This window comes from Streptomyces sp. NPDC090021 (genome assembly GCF_044748225.1).
Classification (GTDB): domain Bacteria; phylum Actinomycetota; class Actinomycetes; order Streptomycetales; family Streptomycetaceae; genus Streptomyces.
Map to the genome: position 1 here is coordinate 1 of NZ_JBIVFO010000075.1, position 19,079 is coordinate 19,079.

The following is a 19,079-nucleotide window of genomic DNA, read 5'->3' on the forward strand; positions in this document are numbered from 1 at the left end:
TAGCTCCGCTACGAGGATATTCGTCCCGCACGCCGAGGGCACGCACCGAACGCCGCTCCTTGCTCCACGGGGCAACTCAATACAGGCCCTAGACGCCGGCTGGACGGCCCGGCGGGGCGGGGGAGGCGGCGGAGGCCGGACCGCAGACGTCCGCCGCCGGCGTCGAGGCCGTCCACCTCGACCCGCAGCCCGACCACCCGCCCAAGCAGTTCGCGTACGCCCGGGACGGCGAGCTGGTGTGCTGCTTCGGACTCGGCGAGGAATGCTGGCGCGGCGGTCACCGGCCGGACTTCCTGCTCCCCGAGCTGGTCGCGGCGGGCCTCCTCGGCCCGGACGGCTCGAACGCGGGCCCGGACGGCGAGCCGGACGAGGCCCGCGAGCGCCGCACGCTCGCCGTCCTGGAGCACCGCTTCGGACTGGCCCTGCCGCGCCACCTGATCGCGGACACCCCGCTCCCGGCCTACGTCACGTGCACCCGTTAGGCGGTCCGGCCCGGGACCCCGGGTCCGGTGATCTTATGCTCGGGTTTACGCGAGTCCGCTGGTTTTGGAGCCGACGAGCGACTTTGATGGGTCTGCCAGGCCTCGTACCGGAGCAGGGGGACCATTCATGGGAACCGACCGCATCCAGAAGGACAGCACACCCACCCTGATCGGTTCCGTGCAGCGGGCCCTGCGGCTCCTGGAAGCGATGTCCGCGGAAGGCGGCGTCACCGCCAAACGGCTCGCACGGGTCACCGGGATCCCCCTGCCGACCGTCTACCACCTGCTGCGCACCCTCACCCACGAGGGCTACGTGGAGCGGGAGGGCGGCTCGTTCCGTCTCGCGGACGATCTACCGCTGGCTTCGTGATCGGATTCCGACGCGTTCCGGCCAAGCTCTTACACGCTGAATGGCATGTTCCAGCGGAAAATGCCAGAACGCCCTTTCGCCCTGCGGAACTTGAGTAAGTTCCCTCCTGTCGCGCCGCACAACCGTGCACACCGCACGTCCGGCCGGGAGGGGAGCCCGCGTGCCCGGGATCGACGAATGCCTGCTCGAAGCCATGGCCCTGCCTGGCGCGCGCGGGGCCGCGCTGGTCGACTGGAGCAGCGGACTGGCTCTCGGCACCATCGGGGAATCACCCGTCGGGGACCATGAGACCACCGCCGCCGAGACCGCCGAGCTGGCCCGTGCGGCCGCGGAGTACGAATCCTTCGCCCGCGCGGAGCCGGGCCCGGCCCACGGCGGCGGGACGGGTCCCGTCGACCCGGCGGTCGAGGACCTGATCGTCACGACCCGCAGCGGCTTCCACCTGCTGCGTTTCGTCGAGACGAGCTTCGACAGCAGCGTCTTCCTGCACGTCTGGCTCGACCGGGCCGAGGGCAACCTCGCCTTCGCGCGGATCAAACTCAGGGCCCTGGCCGAGGGGCTGGTGCTCAGATGACCACCCCGGCAACGGCCCCGAACGCCCTGGCGGCCGTCTCCCCCCTCCTCGCCCGGCTCGCCGCGGAGCGGGCCACCGGAGCCCTGCTCCGCGACCGCGGCACCCTCTTCCTGGAGGACGGCCGCATAGTCCACGCGGAGAGCCCCGCCACTCCCGGCCTCGACGTCCTCCTCACCACCGGCGGCGGCCTCGCCCCCGAACGCTGGCGTGAAGCGGTGGACCGGGCCGGTGCCCGGCGCCAGGTCGCCCGCTTCCTCGTGGACAGCGGCGGGCTCGCCGGCGGCGAGTTCGAGATATGCCACCTCGCCGCCATCTTCGACGCCGCCTTCTTCGCACTGTCCCCGGGCAGCGGTCCCTCCCGGTTCCGCCGCGGGGCCACCCACTGGATCGGCTCCGTCCACTCCGTCCCGGCGGCCGCCGTGGAACGGGAGACCCGGCGCCGCCGGGAACTGCTCGACGCGGTCTGGCCGTACCCGCTGCTCGACACCGCCCCGGTGGTGGCGCGGGCCGCCGCGCCCGGCCAGACCGTCACCGCCCGGCAGCGGATGCTGCTGGACCGGGCCGATGGCTTACGCACCCCCGCGGACCTGGCCTGGCTCCTGGGCCGGCCCGCCTTCCACACCCTGCTCGACGTACGCCGGCTCGCGGCCGCCGGACTGGTCGAGACGCCGCACAGCCCGGCCCCCCCGCCGGTCGAGGTGCCCCTGCCCGACTGGATGACCCAGGCCCAATCCCCGGACGTGGCGCTGCTCCGCCGGTTACGCGACGCACTGGAGGCAAGCCTGTGAGGCTCCCGCTGCGACCGGCCCTGCGTGCCGACCGCTCCGAGCGTAGGCAGCCCGAAAGGAGAAAGGCCGACATGAGTACGGTGCCCCCCGAGGCGGAGGCCGAGATACTCGCCGAGCTCCGCAGGCTGCGTGCCCGCGTACCCCAGCTCACCGGAGCCCTCGCCGCGAGCACCGACGGCTTCGTCCTCGCCCAGGACAGCGCCGCCGCCGAGGCCGAGGCCGTCGCGGCACTGACCGCGGCCGCCCTCGGCGTGGCCCAGCGGCTCAGTGACAGCACCGGCCAGGGAGCGTTCCGCGAACTGCTCGTGCGCGGGGCCGACGGGTACGTGGCCACGTACGCGGCGGGTGTGGCGGTGGTCCTCACCCTGACCGCCGAGCCGCGCGTCAACGTGGGGCGCCTCCATCTGGAGGCCCGGCGTTCCAGCCTGCGGATCGCCGAACTGATCGAGCACACGCTCGCGCGCCGGGTCTCCGGCGGCGGGAACGCCTGACGCACCGGCGGGGCCGCCCCCGAGCCTGTCCCGCCGCGTTCAGGACGAACACAGCCAGTTATATCGATTCACAACCAGCTACGACACAACGAGAAAGAGGTACCTCCCATGGTCAACGTGGAGACCGCGCTCAAGGAAGCCACCACCCTCATCGAGGGCGCGATCGGCGCGGCCCTGGTGGACTACGGCAGCGGTATGGCGCTCGGCACCATCGGCGGCGGCAAGGACCTGGACCTGGCGGTCGCCGCGGCCGGCAACACGGACGTGGTGCGCGCCAAGGTCCGCACCATGGAACTGCTCGGCCTCAAGGACGAGATCGAGGACATCCTGATCACGCTCGGTAGTCAGTACCACCTGATCCGGCTGATGAAGGGGAGGGGTTCCGTGGGCTTCTTCCTCTACCTGGCCCTCGACAAGAAGCGGGCCAACCTCGCCATGGCACGCCATCAGCTGAAGAAGATCGAGGCAGAGCTGGAGATCTGAACGGATCATCGTCCGGGACGGGCCGCGTCCCGCTACGGCGTCGAAGTGGCGGACGGCTGAATTCTTTGCCGTCCGCCCCGGGGATCAGTTTCCTATGCCCCATTTGGGTGGAGTTTATGGCTCTGTTACAGAGTAAGATGCTGTGAGCTGATCATCGAAAAAGCAAAAAACGCTGGAGAAACCGCCACCCATGCCCCCGCGCCTGAGCATCGTCGTCCCCGTCTACAACGTCGAGCTCTACCTCGACGAGTGCCTGGAATCCATCGCCGCTCAGACCTTCGGCGACTTCGAGGCCATCCTCGTGGACGACGGCTCCACGGACACCAGCGCCGTCATAGCCAAGGCCTTCGCAGCGCGTGACAAGCGCTTCCGGGTCGTGATGCAGGAGAACGCCGGCCTCGGCGCGGCCCGCAACGCCGGCGCCCGCCACATCCACCCGGACAGCGAGTACCTGGCCTTCGTCGACAGCGACGACACGATGCCGGACTACGCCTACCAGCGGCTGATCGAAGCCCTCGACCAGACGGGCTCGGACTTCGCGGGCGGCAACGTCAAGCGCTTCCGCTCGGTCGGCATGAACCAGTCGTGGGGCCACCGGGCCGCCTTCGCCAGGACGCAGCTGGGAACCCACATCTCCAAGTTCCCGGCGCTGGTCACCGACCGCACCGCCTGGAACAAGGTCTACCGGCGCACCTTCTGGGACGAGCACGGCTTCCAGTACCCGGAGGGCATCCTCTACGAGGACGCACCGGTCAGCATCCCCGCGCACTACTTCGCCTCCAGCGTCGACATCCTCAGCGACTGCGTCTACCACTGGCGCGTACGCGAGACCGGAGAGCGCTCCATCACCCAGCGCTCCACCGACCCGATCTCCCTCATCGACCGCGTGAAGTCCGTCCGCCTGGTCCGTGAGTCCCTCAAGGCCAAGCAGGGCGCCAAGTACGTCCGCTACCTGCGCGACTACGACTACAACGTGCTGAGCGAGGAACTCCCGCTCATCTACAAGTACGTCGCCGAGGGCGGCCCCGACTTCCGCGCCGCGTTCGTCAAGGAGGTCGGCGGCCTCGTCCGCGAGATCGGGACCGGCCCCTGGCCCGACCTGACCGTCGCGGACCGCCTCAAGGCCTACCTCGCGGGCGAAGGCCGCGTCGAGGACTTCATCGCGCTCCTGAACCACCAGCGCGACTACCACTACAGCGTCCCGGTCAAGGGCCTCGCCCGTCCGCAGGCCGACTACCCCTTCCTGCAGGGCCGGCCCCCGGTCCCCGCCAGGATCCTCACCCTCGGCACGCGCGAGCGCCGCGTCGTCAGCCGTCTGGAGCAGGCGACCTGGTCCGACGGCAAGCTGCTGCTGCGCGGCTACGCCCTGCCCGGCCACCTCGGTGCCGAGAGCCGCCTCGGCTCCCGCAAGATGCTGATCTTCCGCGAGGGCGGCAAGCGCCGCCGCTCCGTCGTCAGCACCCGTACGGTCGCCTCCCCGATGGCCACCGTGAAGTCGCCGCACCTCGCTCTGCGGCACGCCGACTGGGCCGGCTTCACCGCCGTGGTCGACCCCTCGATCTTCCAGTCGGGCGGCAAGTGGAACGACGGCATATGGACCACCTCCATCGCCGTCACCGGTGCCGGCGGCCTGCACCGCGCCCGCCTCCGCGGCGGTGAACACGACACCGGCCAGAACCCGCCCGCGTTCTGGGTCACTCCCGACGTCCGGATCGTGCCGGCCGTCTCCGGCGCCCTCACCATCCAGGTCGAGGTCACCCGTGCCCGCGGCCTGGACGCCCGGCCCGCCGGCGACGACGCCGTCGAGATCATCGGCGAGCTCTCCGCCGGGGTCGACGCCACCGTCCTGAAGGCCGTCCACGTCACCACCGGCACCACCCTCGAATTCCCGCTGGAGACGGGCGCCGCCACCGTCGGCCGCACCCCCTTCACCGCCCGGGTCGCCCTGGCCGACCTGGCCGCCGTACCGGACGCCGAGTGCGAGCCCGGCGAATGGACCCCCGAGCCGTGGAGCCTCTCCGTGCTCGGCGCCGACGGCACCGAGCACCGCCTGGCCCACGACGAGCGCGGCGGCTTCAACGGCCTGGTCCTGCCGCTGCCCGGCGGGACCGCGGGCCGAGCCCTCTTCGTCAAGCGCGGCAACACCGGCCACGTCACCCTCTCCGTGCAGCCCTCACCGCCGCTCGTCGACGCGGTCGAGGCCACGGACGGCACCGTGACCCTGCGGGGCCGGTTCGTCGCGCCGACCGACGAGCCCTACGAGCTCGTCCTGCACAACGCGCAGGGCATGGAGTTCAGCTACCCCGTCACCCGCGACGGCGACGGCTTCGAGACCACCTTCCAGCCGGTGCTCCCCGAGCAGTTCGCGGGCCGCACCACGCTCCCCGAGGGCCGCTGGTGGCCCACACTGCGCCCGGCCGCCCAGGGCGGGACCACCGCCGGCCTGCTCGGCGTGGACCGCGGCGCCCCCGTGCAGATGTCCCCCGGACTGCTCTTCAGCGGCCCGCACCCGCTCACCGTGCAGGGCCGCCGGATGCGCATCGAGACCCGCTTCCACGACCGCATGGCGCTCGTCGCCGACCCGCTGCTGAGCCCGCACGACCGTTCCCGCTACGCCCAGCGCGTCGCCCGCTTCGAGACCTACCCGGCGCAGCGCGCCCTGCCGGTCAAGGACATCGTCGTCTACGACACCTTCCAGGGGCAGGGCGCCGGTGACGCGCCCCGCGCCATCCACGAGGAACTGCTGCGCCGCGGCGAGAAGCTGGAGCACATCTGGCTCGTCCGCGACGGCCGCGCCGAGGTCCCCGCGACCGCCCGCGCCGTGCAGTACGGCAGCGTGGAGTCCTGGGAGGTCATGGCCCGAGCCCGCTACTTCGTGACCAACGACAGCGTGCCCGCCCTCTTCCAGCGCCGCGCCGGCCAGGTCGTCGTCCAGACCTGGCACGGCACGCCGATCAAGCAGATCGGCCACGACTTCGTCCACGACTACTACACGAGCCCGGAGATCCTGGAGGGCCTCGCGCACGACAGCGCGCAGTGGACCCTGCTCGCCTCCCCGAGCTCCTACGCGACGCCGCTGCTCAAGCGCGCCCTCGGTTACGAGGGCGAGGTCATCGAGGCCGGCAGCCCGCGCACCGATGCGCTGGTGAAGCCCGACGCGGAGCGGATCGCCGAGGTCCGGCGCCGGCTCGGCCTGCCCGAGGGCAAGAAGGTCGTCCTCTACATGCCCACCTGGCGCGAGAACTGCGAGGGCTGGACCGGCGGTTACAAGCTCGACCTGCGGATCGACCTGGAGCAGGCCCGTCGCGAGCTGGGCGAGGACCACGTCCTGCTGATCCGTGGCCACCACCACGTCACCGAGCAGGTCCGCGAGGGCGTCCGCGACGGCTTCGTCATCGACGTGTCCCGCTGGCCCGACGCCGCCGACCTGCTGCTGGTCGCCGACGTGCTGATCTCGGACTACTCCTCCGCGATCTTCGACTTCGCGCTCACCGACCGGCCGATCCTGCTCTTCACGTACGACCTGGAGCACTACCGCGGCACGCTGCGCGGCTTCAACTTCGACCTGGAGGAGAAGGCGCCCGGACCGCTGCTGTCCGACTCGGCGAGCCTGATCGAGGCCGTGCGCAACGCGGACGCGGTCGGAGCCGAGTACGCCGCGGCACGTGCGGCGTTCCGCGAGGAGTTCTGCGACCTGGACAACGGCGACGCCGCCGAGCGCGTCGTCGACCGGATGCTCGCCATGGGCGCCGAGCCCGCGCAGTAGGCCGTACGGTCGGATTTCCGGCCTCCTGCGGACCGGCCCCGGGCCCACCGATGAATTTCGGGCCCGGGGCCGGTCTGTATGTGCGGAGGCGGTGTCCACCGTCCACGCACCGGCCTGGAGGCAGAGATGAGCGGCAACGGATTCACCACGTGTCTGTGGTTCGACGGCGACGCGGAAGCGGCGGCGGACTACTACCTGTCCGTCTTCAAGGACGGCAGGCTCGGCCGGATCGGCCGCTACACGGACGCGGGCCCCGGCGAGGCGGGCTCGGTGATGGTCGTCGAGTTCGAGATCAACGGGCAGAAGTTCATCGGTCTCAACGGCGGGCCCCAGTTCCCCTTCACCGAGGCGATCTCCTTCCAGGTCCACTGCGCCGACGAGGCCGAGGCGGACTACTACTACGACGCGCTGACCCGGGACGGCGGCCGGGAGTCGGCCTGCGGCTGGGTCAAGGACAGGTTCGGGGTGTCCTGGCAGGTCATCCCGCCCGGTGCCGTCGAGCTGATCAGCGACCCGGACCCGGGCCGTGCCTCCCGGGCCACCGCGGCGATGATGACGATGAAGAAGCTCGACGTGGCGGAAATGCGCCGGGCAGCCGACGCGGGCTAGACCGGCCTAGGCGGTGCCGCCTGCGGCGATCCGGGTGAGCAGGGCCGGCAGGGCGGTCGCGATCGGCTCGCGGACGACCTCGTCGGCGAGGGCGTCGTACGGGGTCTCCTCCGCGTTCACGATGATCAGCCGGGCGCCCGCCTCCGCGGCCATCCCCGCCAGCGAGGCGGCCGGCTGCACCTGCAGCGTCGAGCCGACGGCGATGAACACCTGGCAGCCCTTGGCCACGGCCATCGCCTGCCCCAGCACCACGGGGTCGAGCCGCTGACCGAACATCACGGTGGCCGCCTTGAGGATCCCACCGCATGCCAGGCAGGCGGGATCCGGTTCCCCGGCGGCCACCCGGGCCAGCGCCTCGTCCATCCCCGACCGCACGTGACACGCCGTGCACACCACCGCCCGGGCGGTGCCGTGCAGCTCGAACACCTTCCGCTCGGGCATCCCGGCGAGCTGGTGCAGCCCGTCGACGTTCTGGGTGACGACCCGGACCGGGGTACCGCCTCGCTCCAGCTCCGTGACGGCCAGGTGCGCGCCGTTGGGCCGCGCTCCGAGTGCGCCGATCTCGGCCCGCATCAGCCAGGACCGCCGCCGGATCTCCGGATCGGCCATGTAGTACTCGTAGGTCACGAGCTTCTCGGCATCGGGCTCCCGGCGCCACAGGCCCTGTGGCCCCCGGTAGTCCGGAATTCCGGAGTCGGTGGACATCCCGGCCCCACTGAACACTGCGACGAGCGGCTTCCCCATGCGCCGACCCTACGTACGACCGCCACCCGCCCGCGACCCCATTACCGCGCGCCCACCGCACGGGGGAGGCAGGGGCGTTTCTGCGGTGAATCCCGACCCCCACAGGGGTGAGATCCGCTCCAGGCCCTCCCGGCGCACCGGCCGGGCGGGTACAAACCGGACATGACGCTGAAGTCCTACGGCCTTGGTGCCCTGCTACTGGCCCTGCCGGCCTTGCCGGTGCTGCCGGTCATGCCGCCCGCCCCCGCCCCCGCCCCCGCCGCTGCCGCCGCGCCCGCGGTCGCGGCGGCAGCCGCCCCGGAGGGGCACACCGCCGAGCAGATCGGCCGCTTCCTCGTCCGCTTCTACGGGGCGCACGGCCCGTCCGACCACGACCGGAGACACCACATCTCGGAGGTGCTCCAGGACAGACAGCTGGCGAACACGGAATCGGACGTCCTGCTCTGCGCCCGGAGCGAGCCCGAGGACATCGGCGTCGGCCCGGTCACCGTGGCCCAGGCGGCCGGGATCGGCTGGGCCACCGTCACCACCCACTGGGGCTCGGACAGGACCGACACCTTCACCGCGTACGTCCGCCTCGACTCCAAGCCGATCCGGGTCGACGACGTGATCTGCGCGGGCTGAGCCGCCGCATCGGCCGCCGCGCCGTTTCCCGGCCGAGGGGCCGGGCCGCTGTCCGCCGGAGGCGATCTGTGTTCGATTGCCGTAGCTCGCCTGGGCTGGCTTGTGGCGTGGCGTGGAGGCCGGGGAGATCTCCGCGCCGATCGAATACGGGGAAGCAGGTTTCTCTGCGACGCATGGGCAGCCGACCGACACGGCGCCGCAAGGTCCTCACCGGCCTCAGGGAAGAGCCGGTCATGTACCGTGTCACGTTCCCGAAGCCGTCCTCGGACAGGCGCAGGCCCTGACCTGAGACGGCTGACAGGGCCACCGCGCACAGCGTCCGTATCTGGTACAACACCGCTATGACGGGATTCGAGATCACCGGGGCGAGTGCCGCCGACATGGAGATGATCCGGGGCTGGGCCGATGAGGAGGGCTGGAACCCGGGGGACTCGGACCGTTTCGCCTTCGCCGTGGCCGATCCCGAGGGGTTCCTCGTCGGCCGGCTCGACGGGGAGCCGGTGGCGTGCATCTCCGCCGTCCGTTACGGAGCCGGCTTCGGCTTCGTCGGCTTCTACATCGTCCGCCCCGCCCACCGGGGCCGCGGCTACGGCATCCGGCTCTGGCGGGCCGGGATGGAACGGCTCGACGGTCGGCTCGTCGGACTGGACGGTGTGGTCGAGCAGCAGGACAACTACCGCAAGTCCGGCTTCCGTTCGGCCTGGAACAACGTCCGCTTCGAAGGAGTGCCCCGGGGTGATGAAGCAGGCGGTGACGGGGCGGGCGTCGAGATCGTGGACGCAGCCACGCTGCCCTTCGGCCGGCTCGCCGCCTACGACCGGCGGTTCTTCCCCGGGCCGCGGGACGCCTTCCTGTCCGCCTGGACCGCCCTGCCCGGACGGACCGCGCTGGCCGCCGTACGCGACGGCCGGATCGAGGGCCTGGGCGTGATCCGCCCGTGCAGCGCCGCCCACCGGATCGGCCCCCTGTACGCGGCCACTCCCGCAGTGGCGGAGGTCCTGATGCGGCGGCTGGCGCGGCACGCGTCGGGCGGACCGGTGGCCGTGGACGTCCCCGACGCGAACCCCGAGGCGACCGCCCTCTTCAAGGGCCTCGGCCTGGTCCCGACCTTCGAGGCGGCCCGGATGTACACCGGCCCGGCCCCGGAGCTCCCCATGACCGAGCTGTTCGGCGTGACCAGCCTCGAACTGGGCTGAGCCGCTGCGGACTCGCGCGGTGGGCCGGGCGGCGGTCGCACGTCGCCGCCCGGCCGGTTCCGTCACGCGGGATCAGAAGCCGAAGAGAGTGCCCGCGGTGTTCCGCAGACCGCACGGATTGGCGAAGGTGTACGTGTAGTTGAGCCGACGGCCCTCCCAGACCCCGTCGGCCGTCACCGTCATCGGGTCCCACTCCCGGGTGCAGACGGCGTCGGCGACCGGCGCGGCGAGCGGGTCGAGCTGAGGGCCAACCGCACGTAACTCACGGCATGCGGCGACCGGGTTCGGGTGGGTCCCGCCGGGCCCGGGCGCGCAGACGAGCGTCACCGCCCGCAGCACCGTACCGGTGTCGGCGTCCGGGCCGGCCGTCACGCTGAGCACCAGCGCGGACGGCGCGTACAGACTCTGCGCGCCGGCCGGCGCGGCGCCGGCCGTGCCGGGCCAGGCCAGCGCGGTGAGCGCGGTGAGCGCCATGGCGGCGGAACCGAGTCCGAGACCCCTTGCGATGGACCGCATTGCGAACACTCCCTTGGGTTGGTGTTTCGGATAGCGGACGCAGTCTTGCCGAAGCGAGCCGCGAACGCCCGTTCGCACCCCCATTTTTCGTCACCGATCGTGTACGAATGACTGCAGACCGCAGCCATGTCGAGGGGTTGACCTGTGGAGGAGCGGGAAGGGGAATCGGCCGAACACCGACCGGGAGACCGCCCCGAAACACCCGGAAGCCCCCCGTCATCCGCTCGAAACAGGGCCTGGTGGGCCCGGTGGGACACCTGGGAGCGCCCCCGGCTCCGGCGGGTCCCTCCGGGCTGCGGCACGCCCAGGAGCCTGCGGATCGCCGCCGTGACGAGCATCGGAACCGGGGGCAACGGTGCCTGCGTCACCCCGGCCAACGCCCCCGGCGCTCCGCGCGGCCCGGGTGTTCGGCGTACGCCTCGCGCCGGGCGCGGCCACCCGGGAACCAAGCCCGTCACGCGGATGGGCTTCCTGCCGGTCCTCGGCGTCACCCGGCTCCACACCGGCATCGCGCGTCAACACCCCCATGACGGCCACCGCGGACCGGCCCCGCGACCTCGCGGTCCTGCGACTGACGGATGCCACCCGGTGGCAGGTCCTACAGCCGGTGGCCGGGGAGTCCCCGACAAGCCGTCCCCGTCGGCGCCGCCGCGCCGTGCCCGCGGCGCCCGCCGGGCGACCTGGCCGGTGCGCGGGAGCGATCCGCGGACACAGCCACGCCGCGCAGGTTGAAGACCGAGCTAGCCGGTCGCGCCCAGGCGCGGGGCGTACAGGTCCAGCAGGCGGGTGCGCGTCTGCTGGAGCCGCATCGCGAGCACGCGACCGACCCAGTGCCCGACCGCGGACCCGAAGGCGGGATCGGCGTCCATCAGCATCCGCACGGCCGCCGCGTCGAACTCGTACGCCCGCACCGGAGTCATCGCCTCCGCGCCCAGCTGCCACACGTACGGAGGGAACAGCCAGGACCAGCCGACCAGCTCGCCGGGGCCGAGGTTCTCCACCTGCGCGGGCCGGCGGCCGGCCACCGGAATCTCCAGGGTCACGGTGCCGGAGCGCACGATCCAGAAGGACTCCGCCCGGTGGCCCTCGTCGAAGATCCGCGCGTTCTCCGGGAAATTGACCTCCCGGGCCTGCGCCATCAGCCGCCCACGGTGCTCCGTGGACAGTACGGCGGCGATTCGGATGGGGGAAGGTGTGCTCACGACGGCCTCCGATCGGACCCCCCGCGACGCTCCTGCTGCTCCCAGTGTCGCCGACACGGCCCGAACGGGACCGGGCCGTGCCGCGCCTTTCTTCCGCCGGAAGTCCTACGGAAAGTCCCCGAGAGGTCCTGCGTGAAGTCCTGTGCGAAGTGCTGCGCGAAGTCCTGGGCGAAGTCCTGGCTAGGGAGTGTCCTCCGCGTTCGCCTCCATGCACGCCAGTTCCATCGCGTCCAGCACCGCCTCGTGACCGCGCCCGCTCAGCTCGGCCACGTTCTCGATCTGGGCCGTGGCCCAGGCAGCCAGCGTCATCACCAGGACCCGGAGCCCGTCGCTGCCGAACTCTGCCAGGACCGCGTCGGCCACGACCATGGCCTCCTCGGGCACCTGCTCGGGCGGTTCCAGGCCGGCGAGGCCGCGCAGCATGACGAGGGTGCGGCGGGATATCTCCGGCGTCATCCCCGCCAGCCGCATGTCCTCTTCCTCGTTCATCCGCCCCGCCCTCCGCCGCCGAGCCCCGTCCCTCAGGGCACCGTAGAGGGGCGCGGCCGCACGCGGGGGCGTTTCCGCAGGGTGACCCTGCGTAAGCGGGTGCGGGAGGCCGGAACCGGTGGGGTCCGGCCCGGTCCGCGGCAGCGGTGGAGCCCCCGGAAGGCGTGCGGGCGTTCGACTTCCCCCGGCGGCGACCCGCCGGTAACTTGACCCGCGGCAACCGCCCGACCGGGCGGCCGATCCCCCGGCAGGAGCACGATGAAGAGCCTGTTACGCGCCCTCCTGGGCGCCCTGCTGCTGACGGCCGGTGCCGTCCCCGCGCAGGCCGCGCAAGCCGCCCGGACCCCTGCGGCGGCCCCGGCGCCCGTCGCGCACGCCGCCGAGGCCTGGGCCCCGCCCCTCTCCACACGCGGCCGGTACATCGTCGACGCGCAGGGCAACCGGTTCCGCCTGCGCTCCGGCAACTGGGACGGGGCCCAGGGCTCCTGGAACGGCTCGGGCGACCGCAACGACCCCGCCAGGCACCACAGCGGCCAGAACGCCAACGGCATCCCCCTCGGACTGGACCGGGTCCCGCTGCCCACCCTCCTCGCCGACTTCCGCGAGCTCGGCCTCAACAGCATCCGGCTGCCCTTCTCCAACGAGATGCTGCGCACCACCACCCCGGTCCCGGACGCGGCCGTCGCCGCCAACCCGGCCCTGCGTGGGCGCACCCCGTTGCAGGTGTTCGACGCCGTGGTCGCCGCCCTCACCGACGGCGGCTTCGCCGTCATCCTCAACAACCACACCGTCACCACCCGCTGGTGCTGCGGTCTCGACGGCAACGAACGCTGGAACAGCGGGCGTTCCACGGCCCAGTGGGCCGACGACTGGGTGTTCCTCGCCCGCCGCTACCGGGGCAACCCGCGCGTGGTCGGCGCCGATCTCTACAACGAGGTCCGCCGCGACGTCTTCGACGACCCCAACTGGGGACTCGGCGACAACCACGACTGGCACGCCGCCGCCCAGGAGGCCGCCGACCGGATCCTCACCGAGGCCAACCCCAACCTGTTGATCGTGGTCGAGGGCATCAACTGGTTCGGCCTGCCCGTGGACGGCTTCCCGCACGGCCGCCCCACCCTCACCCCCGTACGGACCCTCTCGCACACCCTGGTCGTCTCGAACAAGCTCGTCTACTCCGCCCACTTCTACGGGTACACCGGCCCCCACCACAGCGGAGCCACCGGCATCGGCGAGACCAGCGACCTGCGCTACCAGGACATGACCGCCGCGCAGCTTGAACGGACCCTCCACGACCAGGCCTTCTTCGTCTCCGCGGAGACGGGCGCGCACTTCACCGCACCCGTCTGGATCAGCGAGTTCGGCATTGGGGCCGACGAGACCGGCGCCGCCCCGCGCACCTGGTTCGACCGGCTCACCGGACAACTGGCCGCCAAGGACGCCGACTTCGCGTACTGGCCGCTCGTCGGCTGGAGCACGGACGCCCAGGGAGCCCCCGGCGGCGACACCTGGGCGATGCTCCGCTACGACGCGGCCGGCCGCCGTACCGGCGTCCTGGACACGGGGGACTGGCGCACCGCACGCTGGTCCGGGCTCCTCGCCGCACCCGCCCGCACCGGGCCGGTCCCCGCCACCACCGCCCGGTACCAGCTGACCACCGACCACCGCGACCACAACGCCTCGCTGCTCACCCGGGCCGGCGGGGACTGGGACAGCGGGGCCCGCAAGGCGGTCTGCCCCGACGGCTCCCTCCTCAGCGGCCTCTCCCACACCGGCGGCCGCGGCCTGTGCACCGGCTCGGGCCTGCGCGCCCCGGCCGGCGGGCACACGGTGGTCCGCGACGAGAGGTACGTGCCGGCCGGCGGCGACTGGGCCACCGGGTACACGAAGTTCCAGTGCCCGGCCGGCCAGTTCCTGATCGGCCACAGCCTGCGGGGCGAGCGGGTCTCGGCCGCACTGTGCGCCCCGGCCCGCACCGCCCTCCCGACGGGCGGCCGGACGCTCTGGTTCGACCGCGGGGACAACCGGCCGCCCGGCGGGCCCGGCGGCGAGTTCGCCCTCGGGCACTACAAGGGCCAGTGCCTGCCCACGGAGTACGCCGCGGGCATCGCCTTCACGACCCGGTTCGCCTCGCGTCCGTCCCCGGCCGCGCTGCTGTGCCGTCCCCTGCCGGGCCCCGAGGGGAGCTGATCCCCGTCCCGCCGGCCGCGGCGGACCGGGCCCGGCCGGGTCGCCATGGCCGCGGGGCCGAGGACGGTCCTGCGGTGTGCGCCGAAGCGGTCGGCGAGCCGCCCGGCGGGCACCCCGGTCACGGCCGCCACCAGCGGGCTGCTCATCCCCGACCGCGGCGCCGAGCCGGATCCGCGGACCCACGAGGGCTACGAGTGGCCGTACGTGCTGGACGGGCGGCTGCGTCTCGTCCTCGCGGAGCACGATCTGGTCCTCGGGCCCGGCGAGGCGGCCGAGTTCGCCACCTGGCTGCCGCACTGGTTCACCGGCGCGGACGCGGGGCGCCCCGTGGAGATCCTCAGCCTGTTCGGGCGCCAGGGGGAGCGCACGCACCTCCGTGCCAAGCCCCGGGGCTGAGGCCCGGCGCCGTGCCGGCCGACCCGGCCCCGGCGCGATTTCGTCGTCGAAATGCGCCAAGTGGGGTGAACCGAGCGCCGAACCGATCTAAGGTGCGCCCGTAAGCCGCGTCGCGGACATCTGTTAGGCGGTTTCCGGCCATGCCTCGCCAGTGGCGTCCTCCGGCCGCACCGCACACTCGACTGGGGGGTTCATGCGCAGATCCCGAGGGGCGGCGGCCCTGCTCGCCCTGTCCCTGACCGCAACCGGAGCAGGGCTGGGTCTCGCCCTCGCCCCGCAGGCGGCGGCCGTCACCCCGCCGGTGGCCTTCACCGCCGACGCGCTGTCCACGTGGCAGCCCAACGGCGTCGTATGGGCCCTCGCCGAGGCCGGCGGTCAGGTCTTCGCCGGCGGCACCTTCTCCACGGTGCGCCCGCCCGCGGGAGGTGCCGGCAGCGAGCAGCAGTCCGTGAACTTCGTGGCCCTGGACGCCGCGACGGGTATTCCCACCTCCTGCAAACTGTCCTTCACCGTGGCCTCCGGCACCGCGACGGTCCGGGCGCTCGCCCTGTCACCGGACAAGTCGACCCTCTACGCCGGCGGGTACTTCGGCGCGGTGAACGGCACGGCCGTCTCCAGCCTCGTCGCCGTCGACGTGGCGAGCTGCACGGTGAAAACCGCCTTCCGTCCGGCCTTCGCGGCCACTGTCCGCGCCCTCGCCGTCACCGACGACACGGTCTACGCGGGCGGCGACTTCCTCACCGTCACCGGCCAGCCGCGCCGGCGCTTCGCGGCCGTCGGCGCCGCCGACGGGGCGCTCAGACCCTTCACCGCCGATGCCGACGAGCCCGGACGCGCCGTCGAGGTCACCCCCGACGGGAAGAACGTGGTCCTCGGCGGGGACTTCTTCACCGTCAACGGTACGAACACCCACGCGCTGGCCGTCGTCGACGCGGCGAGCGGCGCGCTCACCCGGTCCTACCCCGGCTTCATCGAGACCAACTCCGTCGTCAAGGACATCGCCACCGACGACACCGGCTTCTACACCGCCAACGAGGGCACCGGCGGCGGCGTCTTCGACGGCCGGATCGCGCTCGACCTCCCCGGCTTCGGCCAGCGCTGGCGCGACACCTGCCTCGGCGCCACCCAGGCCGTGCTGCCGTACCGGAACGTCCTCTACAGCGCCTCGCACGCCCACGACTGCTCCAGCGTGGGGGAGTTCCCCGACGGCCAGCGCCACCACCTGCTCGCCCAGCCCACCACGGGTACCGGCAAGCTGGGCTGGGCGCCCGACACCAACGACGGCATCGGCGAGGGCATCGGCCCGCGCGTGATGACCGTCGGATCGAAGAACGGGGTGGAGTACCTGTGGGTCGGCGGTGAGTTCACCACCGTCAACGGCGCCGCGCAGCAGAGCCTCACGCGGTTCGCCTCCACCGGGGACACCGGCGCACCCACCGTGCCCGTGGCGAGCGCGGCCGGCTTCAAGCCGGGCGAGGTGCAGGTGCGCTGGCGCACCAGCCTCGACCTCGACGACAGCGCGCTGACCTACAGGGTCTACCGCAACGGCGCGGCCACGCCGATCGCCACGGTCACGGCCGACTCGCTCTTCTTCAAGCGCCCGCAGGCATCCTGGACGGACACCACCGTCGCGGCGGGCCGGACCTACACCTACCGGGTGACGGCCACCGACGCGGCCGGCAACACCAGCGCCCTGTCCGGCACGGCGAGCGTGACCGTCCCGACCACGGTGGAGGGATACCCGAACCAGGTCCGCTCCGACGGAGCCACGCAGTACTGGCGCTACGACGAGTCGGCCCTGCCGTTCGTCGCCGACTCCTCCGTGGGCGGCAACCGCGCAGGCGTGCACCTGAACGCCCCCGCCCTGCGGCAGACTCCCGGCGCGGTCTCCGGTGCGAGCACGGCCATCGGCTTCAACGGCACGGACACCCGGGTGTACGGGGACCACCGGCAGAGCGTGGGCAGCACCTACAGCATCGAGACCTGGTTCAGGACGAACACCACCCGTGGCGGCAAGCTCTTCGGCTTCGGGAACAACCAGACCCGCGGCAGCAATCAGTACGACAAGCACATCTACATGACCAACGACGGGCGGCTGGTCTACGGCGTCTACACCGGAGCCACCCGCACGGTCACCACCGCCACCGCGTACAACGACAACCTGTGGCACCACGTCGTCGCGACCCAGGGCCCCGGCGGCATCACCCTCTACGTGGACGGCGTCCAGAAGGGCACCCTCGCCGTCACCACACACGAGAACTTCTCCGGCTACTGGCGCGCCGGCGGCGACAGCCTCGGCGGCTGGCCCAACCGCCCGACGAGCGAGTACTGGGCGGGGCAGCTCGACGAGAGCGCCGTCTACCCGACCGTCCTGAGCGCCGCGCAGGTGCAGAACCACTACGCCCTCGCCACCGCCCCGGCCGACTCGGTGGTCCAGGTCACCGCCGCGGAGGACACCTATGCCAACGCCGGAGCCCCCGGGACCAACTACGGCACCTCGTCCTCGCTCGCCGTCCGCGGCACCTCGTTCTACGCGAGCTACCTGCGCTTCGACCTGCCGGCGGCGCCCGCGGGCACGGTGCTGAAGTCGGCCGCGCTCGCGGTGAAGACGAGCACGATGAGCGGCGCCGGTACGACGGACACCGTCTCGGTCGTCCCGGTCACCGGAGCGTGGAGCGAGGGCGGGACCACGTACAACAACCGCCCCTCCCTGGGCGCTGGGGCCCTCGGCGCCTACCCGGGGATCCCCGACGGCTCGGCGGTGCACACCACCACGCTGACCACGGGATCCGTCGCGGCGGCGCTCGGCGGAAGCCTCGGCCTGGCGCTGACCAGCCCGGGCACGGACGCCCTGTGGCTGTGGTCCTCCGAGGCACAGGCACGCGAGGGCACTCCGCAGCTGACGCTCACCTTCGGCGCGCCGTGACCTGACGGCCGGCCGGACCGGAGGGGCGCGGACCGCACCGGTCCGCGCCCCTTGGCGCGCCCGTACCCCTTGGCACGCCCGGGTTCCGCCGGAGCGACCCGGAGCTTCTGCCGGCTGTGCACCAGCGGCACCATCGACCCACCGGTCGGCCGGAAGTCCACGGTCTCACCCCGGCCGACACGGTCCGCCTGCGCATCGAGCATGCCCATCGAGCCGGTCTCGCCGCCTCCGGGGGTTCCCGGCACCGGATTACGCCCCGGCCGCCACGGTCAGCGCGGGGGTTCCACCTCCAGGAAGCGGCGCCCGCGGGGCCCGCGGTACAGCAAGCACACCCAGCCCAGTCCCTCCAGCGCGGCCGCGCAGGCCGTCAGGCGCTCCCGCTCCTCCCCGGCCGCGCCGGCGCCCGGCGGTCCGACCCAGGTCACCTCCACCCTTGCCGCCCCGGAAGCGGCGGCGGCCACCCGGTATCCCGTCCGCGTCCGGCGCCCCTCCCCGTCCACCGCCGACGGTGTGATCCCCGCCGCCTCCAGTACGAGGGCCACCGCGCGCGCCGGCCGCGCCACCTCCCAGGGCGCGGGAACCGCCGCGCCCGCCGGGCCGTTGACCAGGCGCCGGATCTGCAACAGCCCCTCGTACGCCGTACGCAGCTCGGACTCCCGCCGCCCGGCCGGCACCTCCGCACCGTCCCCGGTCGCCGGTTCGAAGACCCGCCCCGGATCCGTCACCACCCCACCGCCCGCCCGCCCGCCCGCCCGTCCGTCCGCCCGCCCGTCTGAGTACCTCACGCCCGACAGCCTGAGTATCCGCCCCGATTCCCCGGACGGCCGCCACTGGTCGAATGGGGCCATGACCGACGACACCCCGCGCAGCGCGCCCGCCCGCCCGCGCATGCAACACGTGACCACCGCCGGCTCGGCCCTCGCCGTGGCCCTGGTCCCGCTCGTGTTCGGGGTCCTGTTCGCCAAGGCCATGGCCGCCGACCCGATGACCCCGGTCAACGCCCTCATCGCGGGCGGTGGCCAGCGGGCCGCCCTGCCCCGCGGCGAGTGGAAGCGCCGCGGCCACACCACCCTGCACCGCCTGCGCACCGCCCGCCGCGACGCGGCCCGACGCTGCGTCCGTGCCCGCGACCGCCGCTCCTAGTAGGGCTTTGTTAGGTACCCCGATTGATCATCTGCAGGTAGGTTGTGATGTCCTTTCAGGTGTGACACCTGAGGAGATGGAGACGGTCCG

Annotated in this window: 17 protein-coding genes and 2 pseudogenes; 14 read left to right on the forward strand and 5 right to left on the reverse strand. The window is 72.7% G+C overall.

Going from position 1 to position 19,079, the window contains the following annotated elements:
* The first annotated feature begins 236 nt into the window (after positions 1–236).
* The 8 genes and pseudogenes from ACIPXC_RS34260 (at position 237) to ACIPXC_RS34295 (ending at position 7,563) form a co-directional block, all read left to right on the forward strand.
* Positions 237–482 (forward strand): hypothetical protein, encoded by a 246-nt coding sequence (locus ACIPXC_RS34260; protein WP_401626198.1) that lies wholly within the window; start codon positions 237–239, stop codon positions 480–482.
* 127 nt (positions 483–609) lie between these two features.
* Positions 610–831, forward strand: a pseudogene (locus tag ACIPXC_RS34265) (helix-turn-helix domain-containing protein); the annotation flags it as partial.
* 181 nt (positions 832–1,012) lie between these two features.
* Positions 1,013–1,426 (forward strand): hypothetical protein, encoded by a 414-nt coding sequence (locus ACIPXC_RS34270; protein ID WP_401626201.1) that lies wholly within the window; start codon positions 1,013–1,015, stop codon positions 1,424–1,426.
* Positions 1,423–2,214, forward strand: a complete 792-nt coding sequence (locus ACIPXC_RS34275; protein ID WP_401626204.1) for a transcriptional regulator — start codon at positions 1,423–1,425, stop codon at positions 2,212–2,214. The genes ACIPXC_RS34270 and ACIPXC_RS34275 overlap by 4 nt, the downstream gene beginning before the upstream one ends.
* Positions 2,215–2,285: 71 nt before the next feature.
* Positions 2,286–2,705, forward strand: coding sequence for a roadblock/LC7 domain-containing protein (locus tag ACIPXC_RS34280; protein ID WP_401626207.1), 420 nt, complete (start codon positions 2,286–2,288; stop codon positions 2,703–2,705).
* 108 nt (positions 2,706–2,813) lie between these two features.
* On the forward strand, positions 2,814–3,188 hold the full coding sequence (locus tag ACIPXC_RS34285) for a hypothetical protein (RefSeq protein ID WP_030654066.1): 375 nt from the start codon (positions 2,814–2,816) through the stop codon (positions 3,186–3,188).
* A 190-nt stretch (positions 3,189–3,378) separates the two neighbouring features.
* Complete coding sequence (locus tag ACIPXC_RS34290; RefSeq protein ID WP_401626211.1) at positions 3,379–6,954, forward strand: CDP-glycerol glycerophosphotransferase family protein; 3,576 nt, start codon at positions 3,379–3,381, stop codon at positions 6,952–6,954.
* Positions 6,955–7,080: 126 nt separating this feature from the next.
* Positions 7,081–7,563, forward strand: coding sequence for a VOC family protein (locus ACIPXC_RS34295; protein WP_401626214.1), 483 nt, complete (start codon positions 7,081–7,083; stop codon positions 7,561–7,563).
* A gap of 6 nt (positions 7,564–7,569) precedes the next feature.
* Here ACIPXC_RS34295 and ACIPXC_RS34300 read toward each other — a convergent pair whose 3' ends face one another.
* Complete coding sequence (locus ACIPXC_RS34300; protein WP_401626217.1) at positions 7,570–8,307, reverse strand: SIR2 family NAD-dependent protein deacylase; 738 nt, start codon at positions 8,305–8,307, stop codon at positions 7,570–7,572.
* A gap of 162 nt (positions 8,308–8,469) precedes the next feature.
* Here ACIPXC_RS34300 and ACIPXC_RS34305 point away from each other — a divergent pair, with 162 nt between their 5' ends.
* Positions 8,470–8,931 (forward strand): hypothetical protein, encoded by a 462-nt coding sequence (locus ACIPXC_RS34305; protein ID WP_401626220.1) that lies wholly within the window; start codon positions 8,470–8,472, stop codon positions 8,929–8,931.
* Positions 8,932–9,272: 341 nt separating this feature from the next.
* Positions 9,273–10,127, forward strand: a complete 855-nt coding sequence (locus ACIPXC_RS34310) for a GNAT family N-acetyltransferase (RefSeq protein WP_401626223.1) — start codon at positions 9,273–9,275, stop codon at positions 10,125–10,127.
* A 72-nt stretch (positions 10,128–10,199) separates the two neighbouring features.
* Here the strand turns inward: ACIPXC_RS34310 and ACIPXC_RS34315 are convergent, their stop codons facing one another.
* The 3 genes from ACIPXC_RS34315 to ACIPXC_RS34325 all read right to left on the reverse strand — a co-directional run bounded on the left by ACIPXC_RS34315 (position 10,200) and on the right by ACIPXC_RS34325 (position 12,334).
* Positions 10,200–10,643 carry a subtilase-type protease inhibitor gene (locus tag ACIPXC_RS34315; protein ID WP_401626226.1) on the reverse strand — a complete coding sequence of 148 codons (444 nt, stop codon included), beginning with the start codon at positions 10,641–10,643 and terminating at the stop codon, positions 10,200–10,202.
* A 740-nt stretch (positions 10,644–11,383) separates the two neighbouring features.
* Complete coding sequence (locus ACIPXC_RS34320) at positions 11,384–11,845, reverse strand: Crp/Fnr family transcriptional regulator (RefSeq protein WP_401626229.1); 462 nt, start codon at positions 11,843–11,845, stop codon at positions 11,384–11,386.
* A 180-nt stretch (positions 11,846–12,025) separates the two neighbouring features.
* Positions 12,026–12,334, reverse strand: a complete 309-nt coding sequence (locus ACIPXC_RS34325) for a hypothetical protein (RefSeq protein WP_401626232.1) — start codon at positions 12,332–12,334, stop codon at positions 12,026–12,028.
* Positions 12,335–12,592: 258 nt separating this feature from the next.
* On the opposite strand from ACIPXC_RS34325, the gene ACIPXC_RS34330 reads away from it, so the two are divergent.
* The 3 genes and pseudogenes from ACIPXC_RS34330 to ACIPXC_RS34340 all read left to right on the forward strand — a co-directional run bounded on the left by ACIPXC_RS34330 (position 12,593) and on the right by ACIPXC_RS34340 (position 17,846).
* Positions 12,593–14,524, forward strand: coding sequence for a glycoside hydrolase family 5 protein (locus ACIPXC_RS34330; RefSeq protein ID WP_401626235.1), 1,932 nt, complete (start codon positions 12,593–12,595; stop codon positions 14,522–14,524).
* Between the two features lie 153 nt (positions 14,525–14,677).
* Positions 14,678–14,920, forward strand: a pseudogene (locus tag ACIPXC_RS34335) (cupin domain-containing protein); the annotation flags it as partial.
* A 193-nt stretch (positions 14,921–15,113) separates the two neighbouring features.
* Positions 15,114–17,846 (forward strand): DNRLRE domain-containing protein, encoded by a 2,733-nt coding sequence (locus tag ACIPXC_RS34340; protein WP_401626238.1) that lies wholly within the window; start codon positions 15,114–15,116, stop codon positions 17,844–17,846.
* A 269-nt stretch (positions 17,847–18,115) separates the two neighbouring features.
* Here the strand turns inward: ACIPXC_RS34340 and ACIPXC_RS34345 are convergent, their stop codons facing one another.
* Positions 18,116–18,574, reverse strand: coding sequence for a hypothetical protein (locus ACIPXC_RS34345; RefSeq protein ID WP_401626243.1), 459 nt, complete (start codon positions 18,572–18,574; stop codon positions 18,116–18,118).
* Positions 18,575–18,692: 118 nt separating this feature from the next.
* Between ACIPXC_RS34345 and ACIPXC_RS34350 the strand changes: the two genes are divergently transcribed.
* Entirely contained in the window at positions 18,693–18,989 is a 297-nt protein-coding gene (locus ACIPXC_RS34350; RefSeq protein ID WP_401626240.1) for a hypothetical protein, read from the forward strand.
* The last annotated feature ends 90 nt before the right edge of the window (positions 18,990–19,079 follow it).